This window comes from Ehrlichia ruminantium (assembly GCF_009728835.1).
Lineage (GTDB): Bacteria > Pseudomonadota > Alphaproteobacteria > Rickettsiales > Anaplasmataceae > Ehrlichia > Ehrlichia ruminantium_B.
In genome coordinates this window covers 1046807-1060503 of the sequence record NZ_CP033455.1, presented here as the reverse complement: position 1 = coordinate 1060503, position 13697 = coordinate 1046807, and the positions used below count along the sequence as shown (strand labels likewise).

General features: G+C 27.9%; 8 protein-coding genes. 3 read left to right on the top strand and 5 right to left on the bottom strand.

Going from position 1 to position 13697, the window contains the following annotated elements; genetic code table 11:
- Nucleotides 1–1226: 1226 nt before the first annotated feature.
- Complete coding sequence (gene purM / locus EDL80_RS03665) at nucleotides 1227–2258, bottom strand: phosphoribosylformylglycinamidine cyclo-ligase (protein WP_158406827.1); 1032 nt, start codon at nucleotides 2256–2258, stop codon at nucleotides 1227–1229.
- Between the two features lie 150 nt (nucleotides 2259–2408).
- On the opposite strand from purM, the gene EDL80_RS03660 reads away from it, so the two are divergent.
- Nucleotides 2409–3047 (top strand): histidine phosphotransferase family protein, encoded by a 639-nt coding sequence (locus EDL80_RS03660; RefSeq protein WP_158406826.1) that lies wholly within the window; start codon nucleotides 2409–2411, stop codon nucleotides 3045–3047.
- A 1347-nt stretch (nucleotides 3048–4394) separates the two neighbouring features.
- On the opposite strand, the gene EDL80_RS03655 is transcribed toward EDL80_RS03660, so the two are convergent.
- A complete protein-coding gene (locus EDL80_RS03655) occupies nucleotides 4395–5282 on the bottom strand; it encodes a GGDEF domain-containing protein (RefSeq protein ID WP_158406825.1) in 888 nt (295 codons plus the stop codon).
- A gap of 410 nt (nucleotides 5283–5692) precedes the next feature.
- Complete coding sequence (rsfS, locus tag EDL80_RS03650; RefSeq protein WP_158406824.1) at nucleotides 5693–6058, bottom strand: ribosome silencing factor; 366 nt, start codon at nucleotides 6056–6058, stop codon at nucleotides 5693–5695.
- Between the two features lie 209 nt (nucleotides 6059–6267).
- Here rsfS and EDL80_RS03645 point away from each other — a divergent pair, with 209 nt between their 5' ends.
- Nucleotides 6268–7563 carry a M48 family metalloprotease gene (locus tag EDL80_RS03645; RefSeq protein WP_158406823.1) on the top strand — a complete coding sequence of 432 codons (1296 nt, stop codon included), beginning with the start codon at nucleotides 6268–6270 and terminating at the stop codon, nucleotides 7561–7563.
- Between the two features lie 155 nt (nucleotides 7564–7718).
- Nucleotides 7719–8357, top strand: a complete 639-nt coding sequence (locus tag EDL80_RS03640; protein ID WP_158406822.1) for a hypothetical protein — start codon at nucleotides 7719–7721, stop codon at nucleotides 8355–8357.
- Between the two features lie 564 nt (nucleotides 8358–8921).
- Here EDL80_RS03640 and folK read toward each other — a convergent pair.
- Nucleotides 8922–9455, bottom strand: a complete 534-nt coding sequence (folK, locus tag EDL80_RS03635; RefSeq protein ID WP_158406821.1) for a 2-amino-4-hydroxy-6-hydroxymethyldihydropteridine diphosphokinase — start codon at nucleotides 9453–9455, stop codon at nucleotides 8922–8924.
- An 879-nt stretch (nucleotides 9456–10334) separates the two neighbouring features.
- Nucleotides 10335–13367, bottom strand: a complete 3033-nt coding sequence (locus EDL80_RS03630) for a phosphoribosylformylglycinamidine synthase subunit PurL (RefSeq protein ID WP_158406820.1) — start codon at nucleotides 13365–13367, stop codon at nucleotides 10335–10337.
- Between the last annotated feature and the right edge of the window lie 330 nt (nucleotides 13368–13697).

The following is a 13697-nucleotide window of genomic DNA, read 5'->3' as shown; positions in this document are numbered from 1 at the left end:
ATGTTAACATTAATATAGGTACAATATCTGTTGTATATGTGAAGAATATAGTGAAAGTTTGTCTAAAATGTTAATATTAGTATGTGTGGTTGTGTGAAAGATTTAATATAAAAAATCTTGTATGGTTTGTATATAAAATGTGTTTTCTAATTATGTTATGATAGACATGTATATTTTTATAGATAATAGAAAAGATCCTTATTGAAACTATGTGACAGTTAAGGCTTGTATAGAACTTTAATATATATAATTGTGTGAGAAATTCAATAAAAGATCTTGTATAGTTTGTATATAAAATGTGTTTTCTAATTATGTTATGATAGACATGTATATTTTTATAGATAATAGAAAAGATCCTTATTAAAACTATGTGACAGTTAAGGCTTGTATAGAACTTTAATATATATAATTGTGTGAGAAATTCAATAAAAAATTTTGTATAGTTTGTATATAAAATGTGTTTTCTAATTATGTTATGATAGACATTTATATTCTTATAAATAATAGAAAAGATTCTTATTGAAATTATTGTACAATTGAGAGTTGTATATAATGTTAATATGTATTATTGTTTGAAATGTTTAATATCGAAGTTTTATATGACTTCTATCTCAAATATGTGTTTTTAATCATATTTCTGTCATTTAAAAGGTTGCGTATATTTATTTATAAGTTTTAAAATTTATGTTTGTGATGAAACTCATTTATATTACTAATGTTTGATAGTTATATATATGTCCTAAAGATTTTTCTATTTTTTATATGATTGAATTATTTAATCCATAGTAGGTTATCTAGATTTTAAGTTTGTTAGGTAGGAATCGAGTTGATAATTTTCATTCTCACGGTACTATAGTTTAATTTATAAAAAAAACTATATTCTTGTTGTAATTAAAATTAGTTTATTATTGTATGACTGATGGGGTATTTTTGCAGTGTCAACTGTATTTGTAAGTATAAACTTTTGTAGAGTTATTATTATATAAAGTATCTATATAAATAAATTCTACAGTACTTTATTTATTTCTGTTTAAAGCCGGCTTGTTTTATAAGTTATTGGACGAGTTGTTAAGAATAAAGGTATCTATATAGCACTGTGCGTATGTTTATATATGTTGTATCTTTATTGATTGAGTGCTGCTACTAAGATCTTAGTTTTTATTATTCTGAAAATAATAGCCATACCTTAATAGACTAATTATGTTTATAACTTGTTATATTATGTTTTATGAGTAGAATAAAATTTGACTTCCAGTGACGTTATCTATAATTTTTCCAATATTGTATACAGTTTCACCTGTAGCTTGTAGCATAGATAATACTTGTTTTTCATTTTCTTGTGATACAATTATTACCATTCCAATACCACAATTAAAAGTTTTTAAAAGTTCTGTATGTGGTACTTGTACTGTGGTTTGTAACCAATGAAATATTTCTGGCATTTTCCATGAGTTTAAGTTTATTTGTGCCGATAAGTGATTGGGTAAAATACGTGGTATATTATAGATAAATCCTCCACCAGTAATGTGTGCTAATCCACTGACTAGTGGTATTATAGGTAGTAAACTGCTAACGTAAATTCTAGTGGGAGTTAATAAGTAGCTTGCCCATGTTTGGTCCGACCATGGACACGTATCGTGATAATTGATATGATATTCATGTATTATATTTCTTATAAGAGAAAACCCATTTGAATGTAAGCCACTTGATGCTAAGCCAAGAATTGTATCACCAATCTTGATATTGTCGGTTTTTGGTAATATGGAATCTGCCTCTATAATGCCAACTGAAAAACCTGCTATGTCATATTTACTGTTATCGTACATTCCAGGCATTTCAGCAGTTTCTCCACCTATTAGTGCGACATTTGCTTCTTTGCACCCTTTTGCTATACTACTAATAACTTCTAAAGTGACATCGTGATGAATTTTTCCTGTTGCAAAGTAATCTAAAAAAAATAGTGGCTCTGCTCCTTGTGCTAGAACGTCGTTAACACACATTGCTACTAAGTCTATACCTATAGTTTTATGGTGATTTGTGTCTTGAGCTATGCATAGTTTTGTTCCCACTCCATCAGTTGAAGATACTAAAACTGGATTACTGTATTGTTTAACTTTTGAGATATCAAAAAGAGCTCCAAAAGATCCTATGCTGCTGATTACACCAGGCCTAGATGTTAAAGATGCAATTGGCTTAATTTTTTCTACTAGACTGTTGCCTGATTCAATATCAACTCCAGCACTTGAGTATGTCTTCATAGGTACCTTAGTAATGTTAAATCTTTACATTTAGTTAACTAGAATAGCATTAAATGCTTGGACTTCATATAAAAAATTGTTTACTAGTTAATAAAGTTATTTGTTTGATATGTTAACGTGTAGACACATTATATAAGATTTAGGATTTTTATGCAAAAAGATGATGTTTTATCAAATATTGAGCTAATATCTGCAAGATTGTTGCATGATTTAGCTGGATCAGTTGGTGCTATAGTAAATTATATAGAATGCTTAGGTGATGATGAAAATTTATCTGGAAATATGATGCCTTTACTGTCTGATGCAGCTAATGATGTAATGAATAAATTTAGGTTGTTAAAGCAGGCTTATAGTATTTCAGATGATAATGGTGATTTTAATAGTACTAAATGTAACGTAGAGAATTATCTAGCAAGAAAAAAAATTAGCCTTGAGTGGGATATTAATGTACAGATTTTTGATGTTGAGTTGGTTGAAAAAGTTAATAAGTTGCTGACTAATATAATTATGATATTAATGCTTTTTATGATTGGTGGCAATAAAGTAAAGATAATGCTGTCTAATATTGGAGTTAGTGATCTCTTGATTGAGGTAATTGCAGATGCACAGAGTATAGAAATACATGAAAGCATTAGGAAAATTCTTAATGGAGAGGTGAATCCTGGAGAATTAACAACTAGAAACGTTCAAGTAAGTTTTCTTATGTTACTTATCAGCAATTACAATGCACGTATTACATATGAAATACAACAAGCTGTCTTTAAATTTATTATTAATTTTCCATTATAGAGTAATGAGAATAGGTATAATATTTTGTAAATATGATACTTTGTTATAGTCTGTTGTCTAAGATTTAAAATAAGATAAGGGATGTTATAATATATGATAACTTTATGTTGTTACATAACATAGTGTTTTTAAGGCATTAGTGTAAAAACATTAAAATCTGATGTAGTATATTATAAATATCTGTACAAATTTCATGTAATTCATATCAACTTTGTATTAATAATAATCAGTGTATATTGGTAATTTTATTGGCAGTACCTAATTGTATGTGCTTTATTAAAAATAAAAGTAATTTTTAGAACGTAGAATTATATCAATTTAATATTTCTGGAATATGTTACTAGGAAACATAGTCTTTTGTTGGTTGTATGTAAACTTTCTATTTTGGTGAAGTTTAAAATATAGTATTGCTGCTTGTTGTAGTATCATGAGGTTGTGTGAAATCGAGATTGCATGAACAAAAGGTACAAAATATAGGATTATATCAATTTAATATTTCTGGAATATGTTACTGGGAAACATAGCCTTTTATTGGTTGTATGTAAACTTTCTATTCTGGTGAAGTTTAAAGATATAGTGTTGTTCTTGTTGTAGTATCATGAGGTGTGTGAAATCTAGATTGCATGAACAAAAGGTACAAAATATAGGATTATATCAATTTAATATTTCTGGAATATGTTACTGGGAAACATAGTCTTTTATTGGTTGTATGTAAACTTTCTGCTCTGGTGAAGTTTAAAGATATAGTATTGCTGCTTGTTGTAGTATCATGAGGTTGTGTGAAATCGAGATTGCATGAACAAAAGGTACAAAATATAGGATTATATCAATTTAACATTTCTGGAATATGTTACTGGGAAACATAGTCTTTTATTGGTTGTATGTAAACTTTCTACTCTGGTGAAGTTTAAAGATATAGTATTGCTCTTGTTGTAGTATCATATGAGTGTATGGAATAGATATTATATAAATGAAGAAGCAATTTTTACGGAATGTAAGATTATGTAAATTTAGTATTTTTAAATAATGTATCATTGTAATATGTCACTTATTTTTTGATTGGTTATATAGCAATGAGTTTATCTTTATACAATTAAGTACCTTATAGTGTTTGTATTGTGTGTATATGGCCAAATAAAACAATCAATTTTTTAAAGTATAATTTTCCTATAACAATGATATAGTGTTACTAGCCTAGTGTTATGTAATGAGTTACTTAATTATATTTTAGAGTTCTCTGATTTTTACTTAATAATATTGTAATAGTTTTTGCAAGTGAATGTCTATTTTGTTATGGAATTTATAAGGTGTTAATTTACTATATTCAAATATCTGATTTGATAATCTTTAAACAATGTTTGTTGCGTCTTTGATTGATCCTCCTCCAGTTTCTTGTTGAGCAATGAATAGCATCTTATTTACTTTATTTATGAGTTCTGTCGCATCAATTTCGTTGTACATTTGAGCATAGCTTATTGATACTTTTGTATGAGAAGTTTCTAATTTGTTGTTTATATTTTTATGTAATCTGGAAACTACTGAGTATGCGTCTTCAGATTTGCATCCTAGTAATATACAAATTACTTTATATTCTCCAAAATAACCTATTATATCGCTTTCTCTTATATTTTTATGTAATAAATCTATAGTACTTTTTGTTAAATTATCTATTGTGCTACTATTATGTGGTGGATCTATGTTTAACATTACAATTGTGGCTTTTATATTATACTTATGTAAAAAATCTAATATAATCTTAATCTCTTCGATAGTTGATGATTCATCCATTATATTAAACATTGGATGCATTTGATATTTTGTATCCTCAAATATAGATTTTCTAAATATATCGAGTTTTTGAGAGATGGTGGTGTCTCGTATTAAAAATTCGTAGTTTATTATATTTCTATCAAAAGTCGTTGTGCGAAAGATTTTTGGTTTTACTGTTACATTATTATTATTTTTTCCTATGAAAGTTAAATTGCTCATTTTAGATATAATATCAAACAAATCAGTTCCATCATTTGTATATTCTAAATAGTTATTCAGGTCTTCTGCTAAGTTTTTGTTTAGAATTGTTGATAGTGGTTTATTAGAAAGTTCAGAATTTGTATAATTGAGAAGAAGTTCTGCTGGTTTATTTAGGCTAGTAATGGTTAGATTTTTAGTACTATTGTTTTGTTGTACTGAGATTACAGAATCATCAGCCCTTCTTGCAACTATAAAGTCATTCATATTTTTCTCTTATTCATGAGTTTTAGGGATTAAAAACTTTTTATTACTTTGTGTGTACAAAAATTTTATTTCTATTGTTCTGTTTATGTATCTAGTTAATGAATTGTTCATAAGGTTATTCGAAATTTATAAGGTTTAGTTTCATAAATATTTAATTAAATAATAAAATATAGTACTTAGAAAAATAACCTTGTAGTTAGAAAACACTAATATTCAATTAATCAAGATATAGCTTATGAGTATACATTTCCATATAGGATATAGTGTTAAATTTATTCGATGACAGACATACTATTTATTATAGTGATGATGAATTATTGGATAAAATATTATAGCGTACTTATTACTAACATATTAAAATTCTCTGAAGTCTACTATAATTAATTGTATTATTTGTATAATGTTTGGTATCAAGACTGCTGATCTGATATTTGACAATTCCATAGGCTTTCCAGCTGATAATATTCCCGTACTTCTGGTCTAAAAATATGGGCTAATACATTGTAACAACTTAGTATGACCCAGTTGCCTTCTTTTAGTCCTTCAACTGATACTTTTTTATACGGTTTGATTACTTTTCTTACTTTTTCTGTTAATGACTTTACGTGGTAATTTGATTGTCCTGAAGCAATAATCAAGTGTTTAGCTAAATTACTTTTGTTGCTGATATTGATGCTAATAATGTTATCTGCTTTATGTTGGTCAAGGATATGTATTATTAAATCTCTCAACTCTTCTTCAGAGCTAAATGGTGCTTTAGGTCCTTTTGAGTTCATAATTCCTCGCATTTATTAGAGCTTAATAACCTCATTTTACCATATGTTATATATAATACAAATATTATAAATGTACTAAAAGTAGTATACTTATATTCAAATATATATATATATGTTAAGTATTATTGGTATTATAGTTTAAGTATTAATTTTTTGGTACACTATAAGTTATATGTGGTATACTTTAATAGGTATAATTGGGTTAATTTATGAATATAAGAGTTTTATGCTTACCTCTAATTATCCTGCTTTATGGTAATATATCTTTTTGCCAGGATAGTTATATGATCTTTCGTGATAGTGAAGTTGAATCTGTAATAAAAAAAATGGCATTTCCAATATTTGTTGCTGCAAAGATTAATCCAGAGGCGGTTAGAGTGTTTATTGTCGATGATAGGATGGTAAATGCTTATGTTACAGGAAATAATAATGATATATTTTTAAATTACGGATTGTTTGAATTTTCAAAAGATCCTAATGTGCTTATTGGGGTATTGGCGCATGAGATTGGTCATATATCTCAAAAGCATGTTTTGCTACGTAAGGATAAAATGCAAGATTCTATGATTATGTCTGGAATTGGATATGTATTAGGCATTATTACGGCAATTACAATTAATCCTGATGTTGGTCAAGCAATTGCTTTAGCCACTAATGATATTACAAAGAGGATGTTTTTCCTTTATAGTCGTTTACAAGAAACAGCAGCAGATCAGTGTGCATTGCGTTATCTAGATAGTGCTGGATACAGTAAAGAAGGATTAATTAAAATGTTTAAACATTTCTACTTTCTGGAATCACAGTATAGGGGGAGTATTGATCAGTATTTGTTATCTCATCCTCTGAGTAGTGATAGGTTACTCCAAATGCAAAATTACCATAATGTTAATAAAGTGAATGGATTTACAGATGAATATATAAAAAAATTTCAACGAATAGTAGAAAAAATGAATGCATTTTTTACTCCGTTAGATGTTTTACTGAATAGTAACACAAGTATTGATCAATTGTCTCCATATATGCAGTCTATTATTTTTTATAGACAATCTAATGTTCAAAAGGCTTTAGATACGTTGAATAAGATGATATTACAATCTCCAGAAGACCCTTATCTTTATGAATTAAAAGCACAAATTTTGTATAAAGTTGGTGATATTAAGCAATCTATAGAGAATTATAAATTAGCTCTTCAATTTTCTTCTGATGATATTTTAATGAAACTTGAAATGTCTCAAGCGTTGTTGTTATATGATGAAAAAGAAGCAGTGAATTTTTTAGAGCAGGTAATATATCAAGAACCAGATAATGTTTTTGCCTGGAAACAATTAGCTGTGGGATATGGTATGATGGGAGATTTAGGAATGTCATACTTTTCGTTAGCAAATAAATCTTTTTTTGAGTATAACAAGAAGGATTTTGACAAATATTTTGATTTAGCTAAACGATATTTACCAAAAGATAGTGTACATTTAGAGTACATGCGTGATTTAAGGACTAATTTATAAAATTACTCTTCTGGTTCTAGTATATAGGTAATGTTAATTATCTTTATCTATAATGTTATGTATAGAAACAAATATTAAAAGTCATGATAATCGATAAATGAGCAGTACTATGTATGTACTATAGGATTTAATTTTTTTATAAGTGTGGTAATTTTATGAGAATAGTCAATTTGTTTTTGTTAGTGTTTTTTGTGTTGCAGGTATCTTGTAGTGCAGTTTATGAAACTAGATCAAAATACGAAGCTCCAGAGGATCAGGTTGGAAAAGCATGTGTACTGCAATGTAATTATGCGAAAAATGATTGCTATCGGCAGTGTCAAGTGAAGTTAACAGATTGTCGGTTAGCAGAGAAGATGATTGATGTGCAAGTTAATCGTAATCCATTTATTAATATAATAAATAATAATGTTAATAGAAGTAGTGATTATAAAGAAAATGATCGCAAAGATAATCTATGTGAGAATAATAGACAAAAATGTATGAAATCATGTGAAAATAGCATTTTTTGTGAAAGTGAATGTGATATGCAATTTAGTATGTGTAGTACTGAACAACGGTTTAAGTCTGATATGAATTCTTCTTCAGGATCTTTTCGTAAAGAAATGCAAAGTAGTAGCACTTCAAAGTCTTTTGGAGCTGGTATAAAGTCTGTAATTCCAATAAAACCTGTGAGTTTATGTAGGGTGAATGATTGTGATAGATTATGTAGGAGTGACTACGATTTGTGCTTTACTGGTTGTGGTGGAAAAATTACAACTTATACTAAATGTGTAGCATTTTGTGATAAGAAATAACTTTATGATAGTCAGCTAATATTAACTAGTGTTTATGATATCTTAGGTTTATAAATTACAATAGGAAACCTTATATATGATGCGAGTGTGTTAATTACACAAAATATGTTTAGGTTTTGTAATTAAGTAATGCTACTGTATGGTGTAGACTTACTTAGTACTTGAGTTATAAAGGTGGAGATTGATGTATTATTTATATTAAGAAAGTTATGCATAACTTATAACCAGTGGTATAGCTTTTGTAGTAAACAATAGTTATTTATAAAGTAGTCTTAATGTGTGTAATTTATAGTATATTATTTGAAGAATTCTGTACACGTATAAGGTATATAATATATGGGTAGATAAAGATTTATGTTTTATTATGGGTGAAAAAATTACAGCTTTATAAGTAATGAATATTGATGATAAGTGTCATATATTGTAGAAGTGTTAATCACTGAAAATGTCTTATAGTGATTATTTATCTTATGATAATACCATTACATATTTTTTATATAATTTACTGTATATTTATTATACATACCTTAGTGTAAAGGTTATGTATTCCATAAAATTACATAGTTATAGGTGATTGTATAATATATATTTGTTTTGTTTTATTAAATTAATTTCGTGTAAATTAAGAATCATCTCTTGGACTGATAGTTTTAATTTTGGATGGGGAAATCTTGCATGGATGTCAGATAATGGCACAAGTACAAAGTCCCTGTCTTGCATATGTTTGTGAGGGATAGATAAATGTTTTTCATCTATTATCTTGTCTCCCCATAGGATAATATCTATATCTATACACCTAGGTGACCAATGTTCATTATTAAATCTGCCTAGTTTTTTTTCAATATACTTAACTCTCTCTAACATGAAATTTGGTGAAAGATTTGTATAACCTGATACTACCATGTTAAAAAAAGGAGTATCCCAATCACTACTAGCATTCTCTGGTAATAAAGCCATGCTTTTATAAACATAGGAATATGTTATGTTATATAAGGGTAACATATTAATAGCGGATTTAATGTGCGATAACATATTGCCACAATTACTACCTAACGCTAGTACTACTATATTGTTATAAGATGGACACACCAATTCCATAAATATTACTTAAGTTAAGTTGTAATAAGATATACGAATTATAGAATAAGTTTTTAATCATTTCAACTACTAAAGTGAGAAAAATATAGTACAAGTACTACTGAGTATGCGAAAAACACTACACATATTCTATGTATATATGCACAAAATTTTAAATTGATGTGCCAAAATATCATTTGTAGATATGGTTATTACTTAAATAGATAGAAAATCAATCAAGTTTTTTATGGTTTGTTATTACCATACTTAATCCTATATTGTAAAATATTACACTTTTTTATGTTCTTCTATGTCTAAGATATCATGAGTTTATTATACATGTGTTTATCTTTGAAGATAGAAAATAAGTTTTTATAATTCTTACTAGTTTATTAGATTATCATCTGTGAATATACAAATTAATTAATTAAATTGATAGAATTACAGATTACGTTAACGTATACATACTTTTATAAAGTTAGTGAGTTTTTGTAACTTTGTTATAGATCATTTAATCAATGGTATATATTTTCAGCATCCGCAAATTCATTGTTTATAGTATTTATCAATATATAAACTATATGTATCATATCAATTGGATATTAAATATAAATTGGACTGTTACTAATATATATTTGTATATTTTGACATTATTAAGTTGTGTTGTTATTTATCTGATATCTATATGTTTTTAATAGTAATGGTGTTTATAATGATTTAGTATTAAGTTGGATAAACTGTTGATGTAGTAGAAGTGAAAATAGTCTCTAAATATGTTTGTTTATGTTTTGATATTGCTAGGTTTTGTATAGTTTTATCGTAATTCATTCAGGTTGATATTATCTACATTTTCAACAATATAATTCAGCTTAAGAGTAATGAAAGTAGAACCAATTACTCTTAAATATATTCTGCATCTGCGTATGCTTGCATTTTCATATTACTGAACTTTTTATAGCTATGTTTTATTTCATTTAAATTAATAGTATATATATTGTTGATAGCTAAGATATTTGTATCGGTTAGTATACCTATATTTGCATGTGGTATATCTTTAAAAAGATTTTCAAATTTCTGTTTATTATGTGGTGCTATTGTTACTAAGATTCTACTTTGTGATTCTGAAAATAAAATAACTTTATCTTTTATAGTATTATCTTCAATATTATGTGTTGGTACTAATGATATATCAACTTTTGCTCCTAGTTCTCCTCCAATTAGTGATTTTGTTAAACCTATGATTAACCCACCTAAATTTAATGCAATTGCTGATGCTATAATATTTGTATTAATGGCGTTGTAGTATAGTGTATATAATTTTTTTGCTTGTTCAGCATGTACTTGTGGTACATTATTATTTCCTAATCCACTGTATTTTTGGTACTCAGACCTTCCCAGTTCGTCATAAGTCATCCCTAATATATATATTAAATCTCCTGGATTTTTTGCATCAAGTGTTACAGCATTGTAGATATTTTCTATGATCCCTACTGTTGAAATTAGTAGTGAAGGTGGAGCAGAAATATTAATGGATTCTCCTTTATTATTATAACCTTTAAAATCATTAAACATACTATCCTTACCAGAAATGAACGGTGTATTAAAGGATACAGCATATTCATAACATGCTTGAGCAGCATTTTTTAATTGCCATAATCTTTGTGGGTTTGTGGAATCGCACCAACAAAAATTATCTAATAGTGCTAAGTGACGAAAGTTTCCTCCGATTGCAACGTAGTTACGTATTGCTGTGTCTATGGCACATGCAGCCATATGATATGTGCTGATTTCTCCATAGCTTGATCCTAATCCATGTGATTTTACTATTCCTCTATTTGACGATAATATAGGTCTAATAACTATTGCTTCTGCATCTACACGTCCTTTGCCCTGTATAGGTTTTATAACAGATGTACCTTGTACTTCATGATCATATTGTGCAGAGATGAATTCTTTACTACATATGTTCATTCTTTGCATCATTTCATTTAGTTCAATATCTAGTGGCTTATTGTGCTCTGTATATGTTGTTGATGGTATAGTATTTAGCCATGGTATGGTTTTTAAATGGGTTTTTGGGACACCATTATGTAAGAAATCTATGTCCATATCCATAATAATAGAGTCGTTATATGAAACTACTGCTTTTTTAGTATGATTGAATGTGCCAATGATACTGATTTCGACGTCATGTTTTTTCATAATTTTTTCGAAAGTTGGGAATTTGCTTGGAGGGATAGCTAGTGTCATTCTTTCTTGTGATTCTGAAACCCATATTTCCCATGGTTGCATGTTTTTATGTTTTAGTGGTACTTTATTTAATTCTACCTTAAATCCGTTATTTCCCATTTCACCTATGGAAGATGATAGTCCTCCAGCACCGTTATCAGTAATTGCATTGTATAAATTTAAATCTCTTGCTTCTTTGATAATGGCATCAGACAATTTCTTTTGTGTTATTGGATCTCCTATTTGTACTACAGTACTATTGCTGTTGTTTTCTGTTAATGCATTAGATGAAAAAGTTGCTCCATGTATACCATCACGTCCGGTTCTACCTCCAACTATTACTATGTAATCTCCATCCATAGGTCCCTTGAGATGTGATGGGATATTGTCTATTATGCGTGGTATGATTCCAGTACATCCGACAAATACTAATGGTTTGCTTTGGAACCTCTCGTCAAAGTATACGGATCCTAATCCTGTTGGAATACCAGAGCAATTGCCACCTGAATTGACTCCCTTTATTACTCCGTTTATTATTGTTTCAGAGGGTAATACACTTATGGTACACATTTTGTCCCGATATAACTCCTTTTCTAAATCGGAGAAGCAAAAGTAATAGGCATTTAATATTGGTTTTGCTCCTTTACCAAATCCAATAATATCTCTATTTACTCCTAATATACCAGTGATTGCTCCTCCGAATGGATCAAGTGCTGATGGACTATTATGGGTTTCAACTTTGTCTGCAATAACAAAATTATCATCGAATATTATAGCTCCTGCATTGTCGGAAAATGTTGATACACATATTTCTGAATTTATTTCATATGTTGCTCGTTTTATATAATACTTATATAACCCATCTGTAATATCATCTATAGGGGAAGAAAATATATTATGTTTACAGTGTTCAGACCAAGTTTGTGCTAGTGTTTCTAATTCTATGTCATAAGGATTTCTGTTAATTTTTTTAAAATATGCTTGGATAGCTTTCATGGATTCTAGTGAAAGATTTAGTGCTCCTCTCCCATTAATACCGTATTTACTTATTTCCATTAAGTCTTGATCTTGAATGTTTAAATTTACAGGTGTTGCACAAATATTTTGTGTTGTGCATTGGGAAGCAAGGTCTTCTTGTCTTACATATGGTATAATAAATATGGTATTATATGTTCTAGAATCATCATATAGTTTGTTCAGATCTAGTATCTGTTTATTACCAAAAAAGTTTACTTTAAATCCATTTTCTTTTTTAATTGATAGCTTACAATATTCTATAAGTGGGTTGTAAATTTTCAGTATATCTTTTGCGTGAGGTATTGGTCCCTGACCAAATGTAACTTGCGATGTTATAACATCTAGATTAAGGGTACATTTTAATGTCTCTTTTATTATACATTTGGCTGTATTCCCAATATTATCTGTAACTCCAGGTAAAAAGCTTTTTTCTAATGACCAATTTGCATTAAATACATTTAATAAATTGTAGTTATTTGTAGTGCTAACTTCTTGATAGTTTAATACTGCATCATTGTATACAAAGGCAAAAAACTTTTGTGTTATTGGATTTGTAAGTAGAGTACCAATTTTATTAATGGTTTCAACATCTAGATTGTTTTGAACATCTATTGTATAAACAACAACGCTGGTACTTCTATAGTTGTCTAATAATACTTTGGCTGCTACGCCAATCCGGATAATCATAATGTATTTTTGTTATGTGATGTATCTACACTGTATAGTAATTTATGGTAATTTCAAATTATTATTTGTTATATTGTTAATATATATTATTAATTATCACTTGTATAATATATGTTATTTTGTTGGTGTTTTATTGAGTGATATTAAAATATGTTGTAGTTAATATAATGTTCTTTAAAACGGGAAGTATTTTTTATAATATTTTGTAGTGATATAGTGAACTGTATTTCTTTTATTTGTAGTATTCAAGCATTGTATGATGTAATATCAGAATGTATTGAAGTAAGTTTTATCAATGAATTATATGAGTATTCTGTGTTATTACTATAG